Origin of the sequence: Proteus sp. FZP2095 (assembly GCF_023701425.1) — a bacterium.
In the GTDB taxonomy this organism is placed as follows: Bacteria; Pseudomonadota; Gammaproteobacteria; order Enterobacterales; family Enterobacteriaceae; genus Proteus; species Proteus cibarius.
Genome location: NZ_JAMQBJ010000001.1, coordinates 450915 through 471587, shown reverse-complemented (window position 1 = coordinate 471587; position 20673 = coordinate 450915). Strand labels below are relative to the sequence as shown.

Below are 20673 nucleotides of genomic sequence, written 5' to 3'. Positions count from 1 at the left end.
AAATATCGGCTATTTTTTTAGCTCAATAAGTAATTAATTAATCACTTTGGCTTTTTCTCTTTCCGCTGTAATTTCAGCGATACGCATAATCACACTCACCGCCGCTTCCATACCTTCTAAAGAGATAAATTCATGCTTACCATGGAAATTATAACCGCCGGTAAAAATATTAGGGCAAGGTAATCCACGGTAAGAAAGTTGAGCACCGTCTGTACCACCACGGATAGGCTTGATATTTGGTTCAATATCACAATCAATCATTGCTTGTTTGGCTATTTCAATGATGTGTGGGAATTGAACAACTTTATCATGCATATTGTAATAGCTATCATCAATAGTTAGCTCAATATAGCAATCAGGATGTAAACCTTTACCGACTCTCTCTGCAATCGCAATCATATTTTGTTTGCGTTTTTCAAATAAGTTACGGTTAAAATCACGGATAATATAATGCATTTCTGCTCTTTCTACCGAACCTTTGATACTTTGCAGATGGTAAAAACCTTCATAACCGTCGGTATTTTCTGGTGTTTCCTCGACAGGTAATTCTTGATGAATTCGCGTTGCTAATCCTAATGCGTTAACCATCACCCCTTTTGCACTGCCAGGGTGAACATTGTTACCTACAATTTTAATACTTACGGATGCGGCGTTGAAATTTTCATATTCCAGTTCGCCAACACCACCACCATCTACGGTATAAGCCCAGCTTGCGCCAAATGCTTTTAAATCTACATAATGCGCGCCACGCCCAATTTCTTCATCAGGAGTGAAAGCAATACGAATATCCCCATGAGGTCGATTCGTTTCTTTTAAGCGCACCATCGCAGTAATAATTTCAGCAATACCCGCTTTATCGTCTGCACCCAATAATGTTTTACCATCCGTAGTAATTAATGTCTTACCAATCATTGAATGTAAGATTGGGAACATTACTGGTGATAACACTTCATCACCAATACCCAAAGCAATATCACCACCACGATAATCTTCAAGAACTTGTGGTTTCACATGTTTTCCTGAAAAGTCAGGAGATGTATCAAGATGCGAAATAAAGCCAATAACTGGCACTGGCCAAGATACATTGGATGGTAAACTTGCCATTACACATCCTTTGTCACTGAGCATCACATCAGAAAAACCCAGTTTTTTTAATTCTTGAACCAATGCCTTGGCTAGTTTTAATTGTCCATCACTGCTTGGTGACATTTTTGAAGATGGTTTTGATTGTGTATCAAAATTAATATATTCAAAAAAACGTTCTAATAATTTATCCATTTTGCCCCCTAAGATCTCTCTAAGAACAATAATAGGGAACTCTATAAAATAATTATTGCGTCAAATCAGCTTTAGGATCATTAATTAATTCAAACAATTTATGAACATATTCATCAACTACCTGACTCGCAGGGCCATAATGTTTCTCTTCAAACTGGCTTTCAACCAAACTTGGCTCAAGATTTAACTCAACGGTATGAGCACCTGTTAAGCGAGCTTCATGGACAAAACCGGCTGCTGGATAAACATTTCCAGATGTACCGATAGAGATAAAAATATCAGCCTCAGCCAAAGCTCGATAAATCTCTTCCATGCCAATTGGCATTTCACCAAACCAGACAATATGAGGGCGTAATGGTGATGGAAATTGGCAACAATGGCAACGATCTGTTATTTCTAAGTCCCCTTTCCATTCAAATACTTGGCGAGATTGAGGGCAACGCACTTTTAGCAATTCACCATGCATATGCAAAATATGTTTACTACCTGCTTTTTCATGCAGATTATCAATATTTTGAGTTACCAGTAAAAAATTCTCTTTACCTAAACGTTGCTCTAGTTTTGCTAATGCATAATGCGCTTCATTTGGTTGAATAGAGGGGTGTTGCAATTGGCGACGACGTTCATTGTAAAACTGCTGAACCAATTGGGGATTGCGTTGATAACCTTCAGGTGTTGCAACATCTTCAACGCGATGTTCTTCCCACAATCCATCTTCTGATCGGAATGTTTTAATTCCTGATTCAGCCGAAATGCCAGCCCCTGTTAATACGACAACTTTGGGTAAATTCATTTCATGTTCCGTTTTATGGGTTAGATGAAAATAGCGACAACGTGAATGTTGTCTACGTAAATTCTTAATTTTACGAAACTTCCTAAGCCGACGATGACGAAGTTTAAGTTTCATCATTACAATCCTTGGTTTTCAAATTTAAATATCGCGTTTCTTATCTTCACTAGTTTAAGCGTTTTTTCTTCTTTATATGTCAATAAACTTATTGTCCACTTAAGATTCTTGCAGGATCTAGTTTAGTGGCTCGACGTGCAGGATACCAACTTGCAATCAGGCTTAAGATCACAGTGGTAATAAATACAGAGAAAACGTCAATTAAATGAACTTCTGAAGGTAGAAAATCAACGAAATAAACATCGCCAGACAACACACTATGTCCTGTTAATGATTCAATAACAGACATCAATGGCGTTAAATTATAAGCAACCAACACACCAAATATCACACCAGCGATACAGCCAATCATGCCTGATAATAAGCCATACCATAAAAAGATATTACGAATGTGGCTATCTCGTGCGCCTAATGTTCGTAAAATAGCGATATCACTACTTTTATCTCTTACCGCCATAATCAGCGTTGAGACAATATTAAAACAAGCGACGCCAATCACTAAGATCATCGACAAATACATAATGCTACGGATCATCTGAATGTCGCTATACATATAACCATAATCACTTATCCAGCTTTTTGCATAAACATATTCTTTGCTATTTAAACCTGCATTATGAATAATTTCATTGGCGAAAAAAGGATCTACCGTTTTCACTTCAATCCCAGTAATGCCTTGCCCATAATCCATATATTGCTGGGCATCTGCTAAAGGAATTAACGCTAATTGATGATCGAGCATACCACTAAGTTTAAATATGCCACTGACTTGTAAGCGAATACGTTTAGGCTGTAAAAGTTTAGTTGGATCATCATTATTAGGAATTAATACGGTGAGCCAATCATCCTGTTTGATCTTTAGTGCATCAGCAACGCCTTGCCCGATAATAATTTGTTGCTTACCGGCTTTAAAATCTTGCCATGCATTGTTTTGAACATATCGAGGTAACAGGCTGATATCACCTTGCTTCTCAGGTGAAACGCCCATAACTTGTACTGCCTTTAACTCTGTTCCTTTCTCTAACAGCCCTGTGAGTAAAACATAAGGAGCAGCAGCGACAACACCTTGAGTATTCTCGATACGAGGTAATGCTGATTGCCATTGCATAAATGGCTGCTCTACTGAATAAATTTGCCCGTGAGGCACCACCGATAAAATGCGATTTTTTAATTCACGTTCAAATCCATTCATGGCACTTAAGCCAATAATTAAGACAGCAACACCAAGCATAATGCCCAGTGTTGAAATAACTGAAATTAAAGAAACCATTCCCGCACGTTTTCGTCCTCTTGAAAAACGTAATGCGGTCACTAATGCAAGTGGCAATTGCGCCATTATTTCACTCCTGAAATTGCGTTTTGTGACTGTAGTTGACCATCTTTCATTTCAAGTTGGCGCTGAAAACGAGCAGCCAATGACAAATCATGCGTGACGACCAGAAATGCAGTTTGTTTTTCTCTGTTTAACTTAATCAACAATTCGAAAATCCCTTCTGCATTTTTCTGGTCAAGATTACCCGTCGGTTCATCAGCAAGAACTAATGCAGGATCGTTTACTAATGCTCTTGCAATCGCAACACGTTGTCTCTCACCACCAGAAAGCTCTGAAGGACGATGATGAGCACGATCTTTTAATCCAACCGATTCAAGTAAAGACATCGCTTTTTCTTTCGCCATTGAAGCGCTCGTGCCACCAATCATTAGTGGCATAGCAACATTTTCAAGTGCTGTAAAATCAGGTAATAGATGATGAAATTGATAAATAAAACCTAATTGGCTATTACGCAGATCTGCTTTTTCAGAAGAGGATAATTTATTAAGTGACTGCCCTTTAAAAAAGACTTCACCTGATGTTGGAGAATCGAGCCCACCCAATAAATGTAATAGGGTGCTTTTTCCTGAGCCTGAGCTTCCCACTATGGCAAGAAAATCGCCCTTATCCATTTTAAAAGAGACTGATTTCAACACTTGTGTGGAAATAGAGCCATCTTGGTATTGTTTACATAGGGCGTGGCAATCCAATAAACCATCTTTGTTAATTTGCATTTGTTTTTCTGATGCCATTGGCTGTTTATTCAAAGAAGAATTACTCATAACGTAGCGCCTCTGCTGGCTGAATAGCCGCGGCCCGCCAAGACGGGTATAAAGTGGATAAAAGGGAAATGATAATAGCGGAGAAACCAATCATAAAGACTCGTCCCCACTCAAGTGTTGCGGGTAACTCCACACCTTGGGGAATAAGTCCTACTGCTGGCATAATAACATTTAGTTGGCTCGAGAGTAATGCGCCTAACAAGCCACCAGCTACTGCCCCTAAAATACCTGCTCCTGCACCTTGTAGCATAAAGATAGACATAATCTGAGAACGTTTTAAACCCATAGTTTGCAAAATAGCAACTTCACCTTGTTTTTCCATCACCAACAAAGAAAGTGAGGTAATAATATTAAAAGCCGCCACTGCGATAATTAAGCTTAATAATAATCCCATCATATTTTTTTCCATTTTAACAGCTTGGAAAAATTCGCCTTTACGTTCGCGCCAATCTCTCCAACTTAGATTTTTATCTAAAGGTTGCGCACTGTATTTTTCAATATTAAGAGGATCAGAGAAGAAAAGACGCCATCCGGTAATATTCCCCGGCTGATAACGCATTAAACGTGCTGCATCTTGCTGATTCACTAAGATTTGTGAGGCATCTGCATCACCACTACTTTGGAAAATACCTTTAACAGTAAATAAGCGTTGGCTAGGTAATCTTCCCATTGGCGTTAATTGGCTTACACTTGGCACAATAAGGCGGATGTTATCCCCCTCTTTTGCTTTTAACTGTTTAGCGAGGCCACTACCTAAAATCACACCATAATCGCCCGCTTTCAGCATTGAAAAATCCCCAAACCGAATATGCTGCGTTAAAGGTTCATCTTGCTCTTTTTCTATACCCAGCATGACACCAACGCTGATATTATCTTTACTTTGCAAAACAACATCGCCTTCTACTAAAGGGGTCACGTTTATGATACCTTCACGCGTCAGTAATCTTTCAGCTATATTTGAATCTCGGGGTAATTGCCCGTTAGGTGATGTCACGATTGCTTGTGGAATATAAGCAAGAATACTTTCTTGCAATGAACGTTCAAAGCCATTCATGACAGAAGTCACTGTGATCAGTGCCGCTACACCTAACATAATCCCTAAAGCGGATAGCCATGAGACGAAGCGACCGAACTTATCGACCGCACGACCCCGCATATAACGGAGCCCTATATAAAATGAGACAGAATTGTACATGAAATCTGTGCTGTTCCTGTTGCTAATGCGAAGTGTTCAGGGATAATAAAGGGTAGTCTTACTGAATGGAACCACTCTATTCCCAAACTGTGGTTTTTCTTTTATCTTAACCTGCCCGCCAGTTTAAGCTTTAGCCATTAAGCTAAAGATGTGTTGGGAGTTAACTACAACAAAGAGTTCACATTACACGCTTATGTCCTCAGAATATCGTTATCAACTTCCTATAAAACAAGGGGATACTCGTCAGCTAGGTCAACTGACTGGCGCCGCTTGTGCTCTAGAATGTGCAGAGATCATCAAACGTCACTCTGGATTAGTCGTTCTTGTTACTCGTGATATGCAAAATGCATTACGTTTACAAGATGAAATCCGTCAGTTTTGTGATTATCCAGTAGAGACATTATCGGATTGGGAAACACTGCCATACGACAGTTTTTCACCTCACCAAGAAATAATCTCAAACCGCCTTTCTACGCTATACCGTATTCCATCACTTCTCAAGGGAATTTTAATCTTACCTGTCAATACGTTAATGCAGAAAGTCTGCCCTACTGATTATCTCGCAAGTCATGCGTTGGTAATGCAAAAAGGAGAGATACTTTCTCGTGATAATTTACGTAAAACATTAGATGAAGCGGGATATCGCCATGTCGAACAAGTATTAGAGCATGGGGAATACGCAACGCGTGGTGCATTATTAGACTTATTTCCGATGGGAAGTGAATTTCCTTATCGTATTGATTTTTTCGATGATGAAATAGATAGCCTGCGTACTTTTGATGTCGACACACAACGGACATTAACAGAAGTTGATCAAATTAATTTACTGCCTGCCCATGAATTCCCAACAGATGCAAATGCGATAGAGATTTTCCGTAGCCAATGGCGCGCGCGGTTTGATGTAAGACGTGATCCTGAACATATTTATCAGCAAGTAAGTAAACACATATTGCCAACGGGAATTGAATATTGGCAATCCCTATTTTTTGAACAGCCTTTATCTAACTTATTTGCTTATTTCCCTAAAAATACATTGATAGTGACGCAAGATCTGCAAGATTTTGCAGAAAAATTTTGGCAGGACATCAATCAACGTTTTGAAAGTCGTCGTGTTGATCCTATGCGACCACTGTTACCACCGGATGATATTTGGCTAAATGTTGATAAGTTTAATAAAGAATTAAAACAGTGGCCTCGTATTCAACTTAAAACAGAAACGTTGCCAGAAAAAGCAGGACAGACCAATTTAGGCTATCAACCTCTTCCTGATTTATCGATTAACGCGCAAAGCAAATCACCTTTAGATAACTTACGCCGATTCCAAGAACAATTTTCAGGTAGTGTGATTTTCTCTGTTGAAAGTGAAGGTCGACGCGAAACTGTACAAGAGCTTTTATCACGGATAAAAATAGCACCCAAGCAGATCATTGAATTATCTGACGCCCAAGAGAAAGGCTTTTACTTTATCATTGGTGCTGCAGAGCATGGTTTTATTGATAACCATCGCCAGTTAGCCATGATCTGTGAAAGCGATATGTTAGGTGAACGCATTAATCGCCGCCGCCAAGACAATCGCCGCGCCATCAATACAGATACCTTAATTCGTAACCTTGCTGAATTAAGCATAGGGCAACCTGTTGTTCATCTTCAGCATGGTGTTGGTCGTTATCAAGGTATGACAACCCTAGAAACGGGTGGCGTTAAAGCTGAATATTTGATGTTAAGCTACGCAGGTAATGACAAGCTTTATGTTCCTGTTTCATCACTGCATTTGATCAGCCGTTATTCTGGTGGTGCAGATGAAAATGCCCCATTACATAAATTGGGCGGCGATGCATGGGTAAGAGCTCGTCAAAAAGCCGCTGAAAAAGTACGTGATGTCGCAGCCGAGTTATTAGATGTGTATGCTCAACGTGAAGTAAAAACAGGCTTTGCCTTTAAAATGGACAAAGAGCAGTACCAATCTTTCCGTCAAAGTTTTCCTTTTGAAACAACGCCAGATCAAGAAATGGCTATCAATGCAGTACTTAGCGATATGTGCCAAGCTATTTCAATGGATAGACTCGTCTGTGGTGATGTCGGATTTGGTAAAACAGAAGTTGCGATGCGTGCCGCTTTTCTTGCAGTTAACAACAATAAGCAAGTCGCCATTTTAGTACCAACTACCCTATTAGCTCAGCAACATTTTGATAATTTCCGTGATCGTTTTGCTAATTGGCCCGTTAATATTGAGATGATCTCGCGTTTTCGTAGTGCAAAAGAGCAACAACAAATCACAGAAAAACTGGCTGAAGGAACAATTGATATTGTGATTGGTACACACAAACTCCTTCAACCGAATATTCAATGGAAAGATTTAGGGTTATTAATTGTCGATGAAGAGCACCGCTTTGGAGTTCGTCACAAAGAACGTATCAAAGCTATGCGCGCAAACGTCGATATTTTAACGCTAACCGCAACACCTATTCCTCGTACACTGAATATGGCAATGAGTGGCATGCGTGATCTTTCTATTATTGCAACACCTCCAGCACGTCGCTTATCCGTGAAAACATTCGTTCGTGAGTATGATGATTTAGTGGTGCGTGAAGCTATCTTGCGTGAAACCTTGCGTGGCGGACAAGTTTATTATTTGTATAACGATGTTGAAAATATCGAAAAAGCCCGCGAGAGACTGGCTACACTCGTTCCTGAAGCGCGTATAGGTATTGGTCACGGGCAAATGCGGGAACGTGAACTTGAGCGTGTAATGAATGATTTCCATCATCAGCGTTTTAATGTATTACTTTGCACCACAATTATTGAAACAGGTATAGATATACCCACTGCAAATACCATTATTATTGAACGGGCAGATCATTTTGGTTTAGCACAATTACACCAATTACGTGGTCGTGTAGGTCGTTCTCATCATCAAGCTTATGCTTATTTGTTGACGCCACATCCGAAAGCAATGACAAAGGATGCTCATAAACGTTTAGAAGCAATTGCTTCGCTGGAAGATCTGGGTGCAGGTTTTGCATTAGCAACTCATGACTTAGAAATTCGAGGTGCAGGTGAATTACTAGGTGAAGAACAAAGCGGTCAAATGAATACCGTTGGTTTCTCACTTTATATGGAATTACTAGAAAGCGCCGTAGAAGCACTTAAAGAAGGTAGAGAGCCATCACTTGAAGATCTCACCAATCAACAAACTGAAATTGAATTAAGAATGCCAGCCTTGTTGCCTGATGATTATATTCCTGATGTAAATGTCAGACTTTCATTCTATAAGCGAATCGCTAGTGCTATCGACTTAACAGAGCTTAATGATCTAAGAGCAGAGTTAATTGATAGATTTGGTAAATTGCCTGATGCTGGACGTTATCTATTGCGTAATGCCGCTATTCGCTTAAATGCGATGAGCTTAGGTATCACCCGAATTGAAGCACATGATAAAGGCGGCTTTATTGAGTTTGGAGAGAAAAACAAAGTTGATCCAGGCTATTTAATCAGCTTACTTCAGGAGCAACCAGCCATTTTCCGCTTAGATGGTCCATCAAAACTGAAATTTATTACAGATTTAACTGAGCGTGAAAAACGACTTACTTTTATTGATAATATGTTAAGTGCATTTGATGAACATAAAATAACCACTCTCTAATGGCTATTAGATCAACAAAAAGGCGTAATGGAAGTAACTTCATTACGCCTTTCTTTTTATATCATTAGGTTTATTCTTTGCGACAAGGCACTTTTTCATTCATAGAGCAATAAGGTTCTTGTTCTAAAATCAGCCTACCATCAGAATCTAATGCGATAACTTCACCTGGTTTAAATGTAGTTCTTACTTTGCCTGGTGTTCCGTCAATAGTATAAAGCACATCATAACCCACAATTCTGCGCTCTTGACGATAAATTGGAATGCACTCTTTAAATTGAGGATAAGGGAAATTAGCAATATTGCTGTTATTAAGTGCTTCAATCATATAAAACACTCGACACTCTTGCTCTGCAGGATGAAATCGTGACAATTTTTCTGGTGTAAAAGGTGTAGGTAAGCCAATTCGATGACAATACTCTTCTGTCACAAAAACGGTCGATTTAATAGGTGTTGCTGAAACGACATGAGCGTATTGAGGCTGGGGAAATACCCACCTCCATGCAATAAATGAAAGAATAGCTAATACAATGATTAGTCCTATTAGTGTGTACTTTCTGACATTAACACCCACTTTTACCCCTTTTTATTTGTCTTATCCTTAATTGCCACAGATACGTAATAAAAGCCACTATTTCACCCTAACTGGCTAATATATTTAGTATTCAATAAATGAATTCTCTTATCTGATAGCTTAATTCAACATCCATGCTGATTAACATAATAAGTAAACTACGTATTTATGACATGTTAAATACACCACTTATTTCTGTTTTAATTACTTAATTAAATAAATACTGACTACATTCTTAAGACTTACACATTATATTAAGATAGCTCTTAATTTATTAAGCTGAAAAAATAGAAATCGTTATACTATTTATAATATAGCATTATGATAACACCAAGTTAACAAATGTCGCCTAAAAATAGGAGATATTTCATATTTAACTCATATCATAAAATTTACTTTTAAGATTTGTAAAATTATTTTACTCACTTAAATACGAGTAAAAATAACAAGTTAAGCTTATCTCTAATAATTTTCACTTATTATCTTTCTAATACAAGTCTACGAAATACCATAACATTTTATTTGATGAATTAATGAATTAAACACCATTTTTTATTTAAGAAAAGTCTTAAATAATTTAGCGTAATAAATAAAAACAAATACTATCTTTAATATTACAAGTTTAACCTTAATAATAAAATTATATTTATCATTGTTCTATTGAGCTTTAGAGTTATTGGTTATTTTCGATATAAACAGATAAATCATCTAGTGCTTTATGCTAAGATTATTTACCTTATTTAGATATTCTCATTTAATTATTTAATTTAAAAGAAAAAATAGATAAAAAACCCTCATATTATATGAGGGTTTAAAAAAGTAACTTTTGTCTTATCTACAAAGCAAAAGATAAATTAATGAAGTTTCAACTTAGGTCTAATCACTCGATTGATTGATCCTACTAGCATCATAAGCCCTGTTTTGATGTAACCATGCAAAGCAATCTGATGCATTCGATATAAAGAGATATAAACAATCCGCGCAATGCGCCCTTCGATCATCATATCGCCCTTCATCAAATTTCCCATTAAACTCCCTACAGTACTGAACTTAGAAAGTGAAACAAGTGAACCATGATCGGTAAACACATAATCTTTTAGCGGTTTATCTTTTAACATTGCTAAAATATTGCTGTAACAACGACTTGCCATTTGATGAGCGGATTGTGCTCTTGGAGGAACAAACCCCCCTTCTTTTCGTGGACAAGATGCACAGTCACCAATCGCAAAGATAGAGTCATCTAAAGTTGTTTGTAAGGTGGGTTTAACAACTAACTGATTAATACGGTTGGTTTCTAGACCTGCAATCTCTTTCATAAAATCAGGTGCTTTAATACCTGCTGCCCACACCATTAAGTCAGCATCAATATGCTCACCTTCTTTGGTGTTTAATCCACCATCATCTGCGCTTGTGACCATAGTTTTGGTCATCACTCGTACGCCTAATTTTGTTAATTCTTGATGTGCAGCACTAGAAATACGCACAGGTAATGCAGGTAAAATACGTTCTCCTGCTTCAACTAACGTAATATTTAATGCTGAAGGCGCTAATTTTTTTAATCCATAGCTATTAAGTTGGCGTACTGCATTATGCAATTCAGCCGAAAGCTCAACACCCGTAGCACCACCACCCACAATCGCAATATTTACCTTACGATTTTCTTCTTGTGCATTGGTATCTGCTGAGTATTTTAAGAACAAATTCAACATTTCGTTATGGAAACGATGTGCTTGTTGCGGACTATCCAAGAAAATGCTGTTTTCTTTAATACCAGGTGTACCAAAATCGTTTGATTTACTGCCTAATGCCATCACTAAAATATCGTAGTCTAACGTGCGTTCAGGTACGAGTAGCTCTTGCTCTTCGTTATAAATAGCAGCCAGTGTGATGTTTTTCTGTTCACGATCAAGCCCCGTTAATGAGCCTAATTGGAAATTGAAATGATGGTTATAACCGTGTGCTAGGTAGCTTAAAGCATCAACACCATCATCTAAAGAGCCCGTTGCCACTTCATGTAGCAGGGGTTTCCATAAATGGCTATTGTTGCGATCCACTAAGGTAATTTCTGCTTTTTTGCTGCGTCCTAATTTATTGCCTAATTTGGTCGCCAGTTCTAAACCACCCGCGCCACCACCGACAATAACAATTTTTTTTAATGACATTTAACGTCACTCCATAAAGATATTTACTGTTGTTATTTAAATAGCCTTAGTGAAATCTACTTAAATAACGACAGTTAAATCGTTTCGGCTGTTATTTTTGTTCTTAAACAAGTTAATTGGAAAGATGGTCATACCAAAATTGATTTATATCAAAAATATTTGAATATTCATATCTATTTTTTGAAAAATAGAGTCGTTTTTTGCCTTTGAGTGATGAATAAATCACCATTAAAAACACAGGGGTATTCATTTTTATTAATAAATACAATGAATTAAAACAACAAGGATAAAGAGACCTGTTCAAATCAGTCGTGATAATTGAAATGATAAAAATAAAGGATCAAAACAAATGTTGAAAAAAGATAGATAGAAAGGAAAGTATGAGCATTTTTAGCTACATTAGACAAAAAAATGGATGGAACAAACACCATCCATTTTAAACATATGACTTTAGTCTTAGTTTTTGCTATTAAACGCTTTAATTTTAAATAGATGCTCAGAGAGGCTCTTAAATTTATGCGTTTGCACTTCATCCCAAATGACAGAGTAATAAGGCGATAATTCATCAGCGGAACGCTGATTATCTAAAATCTCATCATTACGAGATAAAATCACTAAAGCGTTATCTTTGTTTTTAGAACGAAAATCTTTAATACATTTCGTTGCAATATCTAAATATTCTTCAGGTCTGTCGATTTTGTCTGTCATGTTTTCGTAAGGAAAAAGATTAGGGTTAATCATTACCTGACGAATATTACATAAGAAACCAATACGCTCTGCCCAATATCCACCTAATCCTACGCCACAAATTAATACAGGCTCTTTCGTGGATTTAATCACTTTATCCGTTTCTTTCAGTAAGTGTTGCATGTCATGACGAGGATGCAACGTACTGTAGCTTAAAAAACGGACATCAGGATCAATAAACTGTAGCTGTAAAACTTTCTCATGATTTCCAGGACTTGTGGAATCAAAACCATGTAAATATATAATCATGCTCGCTCCTGCCATTGCTCCTGTAATTGGGTCAGCAACTGATTCGCTTTTTTCCAACGATCAGAGGTTTGTAGCTCACTCAATGTGTAACGACCTCGGTGATGGTACAATGTGGAAACGCGTTCTGCTTTGACTGAGGACAGGTTATCTAACACACTCACCGCCCCTTTTCGGTTATTACACACTAAAAGCATATCACAACCAGCATCTAGTGAACGTTGTGCCCTTTCTGCGTAACTTCCCATAATAGCAGCACCTTCCATCGATAAATCATCAGAGAAGATAACGCCTTGGAAGCCCAATTGTTCACGTAAAATGGATTTCAGCCAGTACGATGAACCACTAGCTGGACGCTCATCAACCTGAGAATAAATAACGTGAGCTGGCATAATGGCATCTAATAACTGGCGTTGAATAAAATCTTTAAAAATAGACATATCACGCTGGCGAATATCATTTAAAGAGCGATCATCGCGAGGCGTTTCTTTATGAGAATCTGCTCTGACCGCACCATGACCAGGGAAATGTTTACCTGTTGATTTCATGCCAGCAGAGCGCATACCTTTAATAAAGCTCTCTGCCATTGTCATTGCAACTTCCGGTGAATCATGGAAAGAACGCTCACCAATGGCAATACAGCTATGACCTAAGTCGAGTACAGGCGCAAAACTGATATCAATATCCATAGCTATCATTTCTGATGCCATTAACCATCCAGCTTCTTGTGCTAAATGGCTCGCTTGATAACCTTCATTTAATGCCGCATAAGATTGAGCGGCCGGTATACGTGTAAAACCATCACGGAAACGCTGTACTCGTCCCCCTTCTTGGTCTACTGCAATCACAAGGCGCTCATGAGATGCATCACGAATTTGTCGAACTAATTCATTTAATTGTTCAGCATCGTGGAAGTTGCGGGTAAAAAGGATTAATCCACCGACAAGAGGATGCTTTAAAATTTCACGCTCTTCACTATCGAGTTCATATCCTTCAACATCAAGCATTACCGGACCCATAACATTCCTCTCTTTGTAATTGTGACAAGATAATGTCTTTAACTCGTCAGACTAAAATAGCGACGTAAAGGTTCAGACATTATTAAAAATGATCCATCTTTTGTTTGTTGCCAACGAACTTCATACCACATTAGCATCATATAAAAAATGAATGGCTCTCTTGAAAGAATACGCTCTCTCAACTCCTTCACAGATGAAACATTCGTCTCTTTGAGTTGAGCATAATGACAATGATACGAACAATAATAATCTAAAAACAGATTTTGCTGCGATTCATTGAGTTGATTTGTTGCGAAGAACGTCATCAACGAATCCGCTGTATCAATATCGGCAGCATATTCCCAATCAATAAATTTTATACCGGAATCACTAAGAAGAATATTCTCAACGTGCAAATCCATGTGAGCAGGCGCGTATTTTATGAGATTGCATCGCGGTTGGCGTAAAAAATGTTGTTGTAAATGTAGCCATTTAGCAGACAAACGTTTCCTATCAATATTCTGCCAATAAACTAATAGCTCATGATTTAAGTTGAGGGGGAAACCTAACGGCGTGTGTTGATGAAGTATGGCTATTTTTTCAGCCAGTGGTTTTAAATAAGTGCTAAAAAGTGATTGATGGGTTAAATGTTCGCCCTGTAACCAATAAAGAAAAAACCATTCTTTATAACGAGTGGCAACTTTAGGTGATATGTCAGATCCTGAAAGCTGTTTTAAAATGGCGTATTCTTTTCTTCCATGTACATAAAGTGCTTTTTTTTCATCACCATAATAGCGAGCAACCCAATCTATATCTGCACATTGCACGCGAAAAGCGCCACCTCCTGATCCTTCTAATGCCGTAATTTTCCATTTACTTAATGCCGTTGCAGGAAAAAGCGCTTGCAAGGCATTAAGCAAACTTGAGTAATTCGGATCACTCAACCTGATGGCGTCCATTCCAAAGAATTTCACCAGAAGAAACTGACATTAATTGCATACTGATCACACGGTTATCTTTTCTACCATCAACGGTTGAGAATAAAATATAATCAGCTTTCAAATAACGGGCTAAACCAATCGCTGCACTACGAAGACCTAAACTATCTTCACCGGATAAACCAAGTGCTTTTCGTGCTGACATCATTTGTGTATAAGGCACGGTTTGTAATGCGCTAATACTATTAACTGATTCAATAATGGTATTGGTTGCATTTACCGCTTGAATATTCCCGCCTGAATTATTTTTAACATTATCAACAACGATAAGCTTACCCACTTCTAAATCACCAGTAACAGCCATTTCTCTAATTAAAGGAGTGACAGCTGCATTCCAATTAATACTCGTGATTTTAGGTGGTGTTGGCACAACTTCAATCGGTGGCTCTATGGGTTTAGGTGGCTCTACTGGCTCTGTAGGCGTAACAGGCTCAACAGGTACTGGCGGTTGTTGTGGCAACATGGATGGACAACCTGCTAATAAAAACACAGAGATCGCCACAAATAGAACTCTTTTCATGCTCGCGTTACCTTATCCTAAGTAAAGAGATAAACTCTGACATAACTAATGGTCTTATCTGGTATATCACCACTAATTTCGGTATCACCATCACCAAGAATAGTCACATCATTTACATTCCCAGCAGGGGAAACTTCAAGCCCTTGTTCGTTATACCAATAAAAACGATAGCGAATAGAGACAGGGTAAGATTGTGTATTTGATAACATGACTGTCGCTTTTGTGCCATTAGCATGGTGTTCAATAGTTGGCTGACCGGCAACAATGCCTACAACTAATACCGAAGGCTCCATAATAATAGCCTGCTGACGATTGAAATAGAGTTTATTATCTGAATGAGATGATAAACATCCTGAGAGCAATGTCATCATAAACACAGCGATAAGTAATGAACAAATGGTCTTACCTTGTCTTATCATGTATTACTTCCTGTTATCCTGCTGTTAGCATTATATCCATTATTGGTTTAATAGTGGCCCTAATGGTTTTCCGCCAAGCAAATGCATATGAATATGGAAAACTTCTTGTCCACCATGTTTGTTACAGTTCATCACCAAGCGATAACCATCTTCAGCAATACCTTCTTGTTGTGCAATTTTTGCAGCAACAACAAAAAGGTGTCCTAATACTTGTTCATCTTCCGCAGTAACATCATTTACAGTAGGAATAAGTTTATTGGGAATAATTAAAATATGAGTCGGTGCTTGAGGTGAAATATCACGAAATGCCGTCACTGTATCATCTTGAAAAACGATATTAGCTGGGATTTCACCACGAATAATTTTACTGAAAATTGTTTCTTCTGCCATTTCCATCACCTTATTATTTATTTTAATTCCTGATTAATTCTATTAAGCAGGTAAGTTTTGAATATGAAAGAGCTTAGCAAAGTTACGCGTTGTTTGTTGCGCCAACTCTTCAACACTCACCCCTTTTAAGACTGCCATATACTCTGCAACATCACGGACATAAGCCGGTTGATTTTCTTTTCCTCGATGAGGAACTGGCGCTAAATAAGGAGAGTCTGTTTCGACTAAAATTCTATCAAGAGGAACAATACGAGCGGCCTCTCTGATTTGTTCAGCATTTCTAAATGTCACAATGCCGGAAAAAGAGATATACATTCCAAGATCAAGTAATGCGGTTGCAGTCTCTTTATCTTCTGTAAAGCAATGCAGAACACCGCCACAATCTTGAACTTTTTCTTCTTTTAAAATGGATAATGTATCTTCACGAGCACTGCGTGTATGCACAATAACGGGTTTATTAACTTGGCGCCCAATACGAATATGTTCACGGAAAATGTCACGTTGTAGTGCCGCATTTTCTTGTTGGTAATAGTAATCTAGCCCTGTTTCACCTAAAGCTACAACATCAGGTGCGGTTGCTAAACGAGCTAATTCTTCAACATCATGACCTTCGTCTACATTTAAAGGATGGATCCCACAAGAAAAGGCAATATTGTCACGTTTGCCGATTAGCTCACGCATACTTTTAAAACCTGGTAATGTGGTTGCTACTGCTAACATATATTGAACATCACGCTGCTGTGCTTTTTCGACAACATCATCAATATTTTCATGTAATTTTTCATAATCTAAGCAGTCGAGATGGCAGTGTGAATCAACTAAAAACATAACTTACTCTCATTTATCTGGTACAACTTATAGGTGTTTTTTATTACAGCTAAATCATAATTAATATATAGCTAATTAATTTTTTGTGGCTAGCTGATTTTCCCAATCTAGCAGTTGTTCTACTAGTAACAATTCTCTATTTAATGCAGGAATGGTCATTAACTGATAACGACACTGTTTCCATCCATCAATAGTGGATAATAAAATATCCGAAGGCCATTGTGATAACGCCATAATCAATGCTTGCTGATCTTGGTTCATACAATAGGTTTGTGCATTGGTTTGATATTTTAATGCATCAAGCAGCAGTGATAACAACCAATACAGGCGATGCTCAGCATTATCTTGATTTAATTGTGGCAGAAATGCATATAAATTACGTTGTTGTATGCTGGTATATAACGCTTGGCAAAAAGTCTCTCTTTCTTTCCACTCATCTTTCAATAATGAAAGCGCCAAAATTGGAGCATTCTGCGATAAATTCAATGCTGTCACACTATTCGCATAAGGTATGTTTGGTAATTGTTGCTGTAACCAGTGCGTTGCGTGTTGAAGATCCGGCGTTGCTAAATGGTAATAAAAACAACGGCTACGCAATGTCGCTAATAAAACCTCTGGTTGCTGACAATTCAGTAAAAAATAGGTATTTTTAGGTGGCTCTTCTAACGTTTTGAGTAATGCATTTGCAGCAGCTTCTGTTAACGCTTCAACGTCTTTTATCCAAACTATTCTAGAGCCACTTTGCTGAGCATGATGTTCCAGCTTTTCAGTGACTTTTCTTATTGCTTCAATACCAATCGAGGACTTACCCTTTTCACTTTGTAAAACATGCCAATCAGGGTGTGTTTCAGCAAGCATCAATCGACAGCTATGGCATTCATTACAACTTTTTAATCCCTGTTTATTCTGGCACATTAACCAACGACTTAACCCATAAGAGAGTGCTTCTCCTCCCATGCCTTCTATCGCATGTAAAAGCAAAGCATGATGACCTCGCCCTTCTTGATACATGCTAATAAGTTGTCGATATGCCTGATTTAGCCAAGGATACCAATTCATAGTGATTTATTTTCCTGCTGAACTAGCCACGCTGTTAATGTTTGACGAATATCTGCTTGTACTTTTTCAATCGCTTGAGAGGCATCTATCGTAATAATGGAATCATCATCATTAGCCAATGCTTGATAACGTTCGCGAGTACGATAAAAGAAATCCATTGACTCTTTTTCAATTCGGTCTAGCTCACCTCTAGCACGCGCTCTGGCAAGGCCAATAGCAGGATCTAAATCAAGATATAAGGTTAAGTCAGGACGAAAATCACCAAGGACAGTATTACGAAGTGACAACATAAGATCTTTATCTAAGCCACGTCCGCCACCTTGATAAGCTTGTGAAGAGAGATCATGTCTATCACCAATAACCCATTGGCCATCCGCAAGCGCAGGTTTTATCACATTTTCTATAAGCTGAACACGCGCTGCGTATAGCATCAATAATTCTGCTTTATCCGTGACTTTTTCACCCTCAATACCTTGTTTAATAAGTTCACGTAATTTTTCGGCAAGCGGTGTGCCACCCGGTTCACGAGTAAATGCTAGGTTAGTAATACCTTTATCTTTTAGGGTATCAACAACCGTTTGGATCGCACTGGTTTTTCCAGCGCCTTCAAGTCCTTCAATTACAATAAATTTACTGTTGTTCATAATTATCTTTGTTGTAAGCGTCGATATTGTGCGACGGCTTTATTATGTTCATTAAGTGTGGTTGAAAATTTATGACCACCCGTTCCATCTGCAACAAAATAGAGATAACGAGTATCCGCTGGATGTGCAGCAGCTCTAATTGAAGCGACACCTGGCATTGCTATTGGTGTTGGTGGTAAGCCATCAATTTGATACGTGTTATAAGGTGTATAACCATTTAAATCACTACGATAAATCGTGCCTCTATATTTATCACCTAAACCATAGATAACCGTTGGGTCGGTCTGTAATCGCATATTAGTTTTTAATCGATTAACAAAAACAGACGCGACTTTTGTTCTTTCTGCATCAATACCCGTCTCTTTTTCAATAATTGATGCCATGATAAGCATTTCATAAGCCGATTTATACGGTAAATCACTATCGCGTTTAATCCACTCTTCTTCTAATGTTTTTTCCATTTGCTGGTAGGCGCGTTTTAAAATTGCGACATCGGTCGTACCCGCAGTGTAATGGTATGTATCAGGTGCAAACCAACCTTCTAGATTAGAAATTTCTGGTTTTATTCCTATTTCTTCACGTAACTTATCACTATCCATTGTGTGTGCGACAGCAGCAAGCTGAGGCGCTTGCTCAAAAATAGATTGCCAATCCTTTAAGCGACTTCCTTCAATAAAACGGATTGAGAACTGGGCTTCTTTACCACTTTTGATAAGCAGTAAGACATCATGCAATGTCATTCCTTTTGTTAAACGATAAGTACCTGCTTTAAATTGGCTTAATTCAGGTTTCACTTTTAATAAAACCTGAAAATAATCTCCTTCATTAAGCAGATTGTTTTTTATTAATAGTTGCTCCATAGCAACACGCCCTGTTCCTGCTGGTACAGTCAGTAGCATTTCATCTTGTTTTACAACAATATTTTCTTCTAGACCCCGAATATGTTGCATCATATACAATGCAGCTGCACCAAGGCTAATCAATAAGGCAAAAAAAACTATCCATACTATTTTTTTTATCTTCATTTATAACTCATTAAATTCTATTTAAGTGACAAAGTGTGTTGTAAAACAACATGATAATAATCCCTACTAGGGTATTTATAGCACTTATCATCTGAAAAAGTGATTTGTGAAACGGGGATCACTGGCATCAACGCATTTGTTAACCATATTTCATCAGCCTGATAAAGCGTTTCAGGTTTTTCTCTCACAATATCAATTTTCCAATGATTTTTTTGAGCTAATTGAAAAATAGATTGGCGCATAATGCCATTTACCCCTGAATTAATCAGATTTGGTGTAAAAAGACTATCTCCTTTGCGCCAAAAAAGATTCGCCGCATTAGCTTCAACTAAATATCCTTCATTATCACACACTAAAACATCATCAAATTCTGTTTTTTCTAAATGATATTTGATAAGGACTTGTTCTAGACGATTAAGATGCTTGATCCCAGCCAGCAAAGGATTTTGCCCTAAAGTAACAGGGCTAATACCAAGCGATACACCTTCGTTTTGCTGGCGGAGATAATGGGTAGGATAAGAGGACAGTGAGATTATTACCGTCGGTGTTATAAATCCATTGGAGGAATATCCTCGTCCACCATAACCACGACTAATAATAATTTTAATAACACTTTTTGTTTGAGCCAGAGAAGCCACATCGATGATCTGTTTTTCAAGTTCAGACCAATTAGGATGAGGTAAAAAGAGAGCGTTACAGCCTTGTTTTAAGCGGTTTATGTGTGCAGATAATAAAACGGGATCACCCAGTTCAACAGCCAGTGTTGTAAAACAGCCATCACCAAACTGTACTGCTCGATCACTGGCATCTACATTTTGTTGCTGTTGTCCATTTACCCAATACATCTAACACACCTTACATCTATGTTATTGATATCAATCCGCACATAATAAAACAACTGGCAGTAAAAGGACAAAATAAAAGACCCAGAATAATCCTGGGCCTTTAG

19 protein-coding genes are annotated in these 20673 nt (G+C 38.0%); 1 reads left to right on the top strand and 18 read right to left on the bottom strand.

What is annotated here, in order from left to right; all coding sequences use genetic code 11:
• Positions 1–33 precede the first annotated feature (33 nt).
• The 5 genes from pepT to lolC all read right to left on the bottom strand — a co-directional run bounded on the left by pepT (position 34) and on the right by lolC (position 5474).
• Positions 34–1278: a peptidase T gene (gene pepT, locus NBG71_RS02060; protein WP_196576439.1), complete on the bottom strand. Its 1245-nt coding sequence runs from the start codon at positions 1276–1278 to the stop codon at positions 34–36.
• 52 nt (positions 1279–1330) lie between these two features.
• Positions 1331–2188 carry a Sir2 family NAD+-dependent deacetylase gene (gene cobB / locus NBG71_RS02055; RefSeq protein ID WP_075673198.1) on the bottom strand — a complete coding sequence of 286 codons (858 nt, stop codon included), beginning with the start codon at positions 2186–2188 and terminating at the stop codon, positions 1331–1333.
• Between the two features lie 85 nt (positions 2189–2273).
• Positions 2274–3521, bottom strand: a complete 1248-nt coding sequence (gene lolE / locus NBG71_RS02050; protein ID WP_250916497.1) for a lipoprotein-releasing ABC transporter permease subunit LolE — start codon at positions 3519–3521, stop codon at positions 2274–2276.
• Positions 3521–4231, bottom strand: coding sequence for a lipoprotein-releasing ABC transporter ATP-binding protein LolD (lolD, locus tag NBG71_RS02045; RefSeq protein WP_229578446.1), 711 nt, complete (start codon positions 4229–4231; stop codon positions 3521–3523). The genes lolE and lolD overlap by 1 nt, the downstream gene beginning before the upstream one ends.
• 40 nt (positions 4232–4271) lie before the next feature.
• Positions 4272–5474: a lipoprotein-releasing ABC transporter permease subunit LolC gene (gene lolC / locus NBG71_RS02040; protein WP_075673196.1), complete on the bottom strand. Its 1203-nt coding sequence runs from the start codon at positions 5472–5474 to the stop codon at positions 4272–4274.
• A gap of 193 nt (positions 5475–5667) precedes the next feature.
• Between lolC and mfd the strand changes: the two genes are divergently transcribed.
• The gene (mfd, locus tag NBG71_RS02035) at positions 5668–9117 is read left to right on the top strand and encodes a transcription-repair coupling factor (protein WP_250916496.1); all 3450 of its coding nucleotides are present in this window, start codon (positions 5668–5670) and stop codon (positions 9115–9117) included.
• Between the two features lie 70 nt (positions 9118–9187).
• Here mfd and umoD read toward each other — a convergent pair whose 3' ends face one another.
• The 13 genes from umoD to pabC all read right to left on the bottom strand — a co-directional run bounded on the left by umoD (position 9188) and on the right by pabC (position 20569).
• On the bottom strand, positions 9188–9688 hold the full coding sequence (gene umoD / locus NBG71_RS02030; protein WP_075673194.1) for a flagellar biogenesis regulator UmoD: 501 nt from the start codon (positions 9686–9688) through the stop codon (positions 9188–9190).
• 854 nt (positions 9689–10542) lie between these two features.
• Positions 10543–11850 carry an NAD(P)/FAD-dependent oxidoreductase gene (locus NBG71_RS02025; protein ID WP_250916495.1) on the bottom strand — a complete coding sequence of 436 codons (1308 nt, stop codon included), beginning with the start codon at positions 11848–11850 and terminating at the stop codon, positions 10543–10545.
• Positions 11851–12306: 456 nt separating this feature from the next.
• The gene (ycfP, locus tag NBG71_RS02020) at positions 12307–12846 is read right to left on the bottom strand and encodes an alpha/beta hydrolase YcfP (RefSeq protein WP_075673192.1); all 540 of its coding nucleotides are present in this window, start codon (positions 12844–12846) and stop codon (positions 12307–12309) included.
• Positions 12843–13862 carry a beta-N-acetylhexosaminidase gene (gene nagZ, locus NBG71_RS02015; protein ID WP_075673191.1) on the bottom strand — a complete coding sequence of 340 codons (1020 nt, stop codon included), beginning with the start codon at positions 13860–13862 and terminating at the stop codon, positions 12843–12845. The genes ycfP and nagZ overlap by 4 nt, the downstream gene beginning before the upstream one ends.
• A 38-nt stretch (positions 13863–13900) precedes the next feature.
• The gene (locus tag NBG71_RS02010; protein ID WP_250916494.1) at positions 13901–14800 is read right to left on the bottom strand and encodes a phosphotransferase; all 900 of its coding nucleotides are present in this window, start codon (positions 14798–14800) and stop codon (positions 13901–13903) included.
• A complete protein-coding gene (locus NBG71_RS02005) occupies positions 14778–15359 on the bottom strand; it encodes a penicillin-binding protein activator LpoB (RefSeq protein WP_075673189.1) in 582 nt (193 codons plus the stop codon). Before NBG71_RS02005 ends, NBG71_RS02010 begins: the two co-directional genes overlap by 23 nt.
• A 17-nt stretch (positions 15360–15376) precedes the next feature.
• Positions 15377–15778, bottom strand: coding sequence for a YcfL family putative periplasmic lipoprotein (locus NBG71_RS02000; protein WP_099659581.1), 402 nt, complete (start codon positions 15776–15778; stop codon positions 15377–15379).
• Between the two features lie 39 nt (positions 15779–15817).
• A complete protein-coding gene (hinT, locus tag NBG71_RS01995) occupies positions 15818–16168 on the bottom strand; it encodes a purine nucleoside phosphoramidase (protein ID WP_075673187.1) in 351 nt (116 codons plus the stop codon).
• Between the two features lie 42 nt (positions 16169–16210).
• Complete coding sequence (locus NBG71_RS01990) at positions 16211–16996, bottom strand: metal-dependent hydrolase (protein WP_196563442.1); 786 nt, start codon at positions 16994–16996, stop codon at positions 16211–16213.
• A 75-nt stretch (positions 16997–17071) separates the two neighbouring features.
• On the bottom strand, positions 17072–18055 hold the full coding sequence (gene holB / locus NBG71_RS01985; RefSeq protein WP_099659580.1) for a DNA polymerase III subunit delta': 984 nt from the start codon (positions 18053–18055) through the stop codon (positions 17072–17074).
• Complete coding sequence (gene tmk / locus NBG71_RS01980) at positions 18052–18699, bottom strand: dTMP kinase (protein ID WP_075673184.1); 648 nt, start codon at positions 18697–18699, stop codon at positions 18052–18054. Before tmk ends, holB begins: the two co-directional genes overlap by 4 nt.
• Before the next feature lie 2 nt (positions 18700–18701).
• Positions 18702–19724 carry an endolytic transglycosylase MltG gene (mltG, locus tag NBG71_RS01975; RefSeq protein WP_075673183.1) on the bottom strand — a complete coding sequence of 341 codons (1023 nt, stop codon included), beginning with the start codon at positions 19722–19724 and terminating at the stop codon, positions 18702–18704.
• Between the two features lie 17 nt (positions 19725–19741).
• Positions 19742–20569: an aminodeoxychorismate lyase gene (gene pabC, locus NBG71_RS01970; protein ID WP_099659577.1), complete on the bottom strand. Its 828-nt coding sequence runs from the start codon at positions 20567–20569 to the stop codon at positions 19742–19744.
• Positions 20570–20673 lie beyond the last annotated feature (104 nt).

What these genes read in the sequence shown, in the direction of transcription:
- pepT (WP_196576439.1), bottom strand. Translation starts at nt 1,278, where the DNA reads ATGGATAAATTATTAGAACGTTTTTTTGAATATATTAATTTTGATACA.
- cobB (WP_075673198.1), bottom strand. Translation starts at nt 2,188, where the DNA reads ATGATGAAACTTAAACTTCGTCATCGTCGGCTTAGGAAGTTTCGTAAA.
- lolE (WP_250916497.1), bottom strand. Translation starts at nt 3,521, where the DNA reads ATGGCGCAATTGCCACTTGCATTAGTGACCGCATTACGTTTTTCAAGA.
- lolD (WP_229578446.1), bottom strand. Translation starts at nt 4,231, where the DNA reads ATGCAAATTAACAAAGATGGTTTATTGGATTGCCACGCCCTATGTAAA.
- lolC (WP_075673196.1), bottom strand. Translation starts at nt 5,474, where the DNA reads ATGTACAATTCTGTCTCATTTTATATAGGGCTCCGTTATATGCGGGGT.
- mfd (WP_250916496.1), top strand. Translation starts at nt 5,668, where the DNA reads ATGTCCTCAGAATATCGTTATCAACTTCCTATAAAACAAGGGGATACT.
- NBG71_RS02025 (WP_250916495.1), bottom strand. Translation starts at nt 11,850, where the DNA reads ATGTCATTAAAAAAAATTGTTATTGTCGGTGGTGGCGCGGGTGGTTTA.
- ycfP (WP_075673192.1), bottom strand. Translation starts at nt 12,846, where the DNA reads ATGATTATATATTTACATGGTTTTGATTCCACAAGTCCTGGAAATCAT.
- nagZ (WP_075673191.1), bottom strand. Translation starts at nt 13,862, where the DNA reads ATGGGTCCGGTAATGCTTGATGTTGAAGGATATGAACTCGATAGTGAA.
- NBG71_RS02010 (WP_250916494.1), bottom strand. Translation starts at nt 14,800, where the DNA reads ATGGACGCCATCAGGTTGAGTGATCCGAATTACTCAAGTTTGCTTAAT.
- NBG71_RS02005 (WP_075673189.1), bottom strand. Translation starts at nt 15,359, where the DNA reads ATGAAAAGAGTTCTATTTGTGGCGATCTCTGTGTTTTTATTAGCAGGT.
- NBG71_RS02000 (WP_099659581.1), bottom strand. Translation starts at nt 15,778, where the DNA reads ATGATAAGACAAGGTAAGACCATTTGTTCATTACTTATCGCTGTGTTT.
- hinT (WP_075673187.1), bottom strand. Translation starts at nt 16,168, where the DNA reads ATGGCAGAAGAAACAATTTTCAGTAAAATTATTCGTGGTGAAATCCCA.
- NBG71_RS01990 (WP_196563442.1), bottom strand. Translation starts at nt 16,996, where the DNA reads ATGTTTTTAGTTGATTCACACTGCCATCTCGACTGCTTAGATTATGAA.
- holB (WP_099659580.1), bottom strand. Translation starts at nt 18,055, where the DNA reads ATGAATTGGTATCCTTGGCTAAATCAGGCATATCGACAACTTATTAGC.
- tmk (WP_075673184.1), bottom strand. Translation starts at nt 18,699, where the DNA reads ATGAACAACAGTAAATTTATTGTAATTGAAGGACTTGAAGGCGCTGGA.
- mltG (WP_075673183.1), bottom strand. Translation starts at nt 19,724, where the DNA reads ATGAAGATAAAAAAAATAGTATGGATAGTTTTTTTTGCCTTATTGATT.
- pabC (WP_099659577.1), bottom strand. Translation starts at nt 20,569, where the DNA reads ATGTATTGGGTAAATGGACAACAGCAACAAAATGTAGATGCCAGTGAT.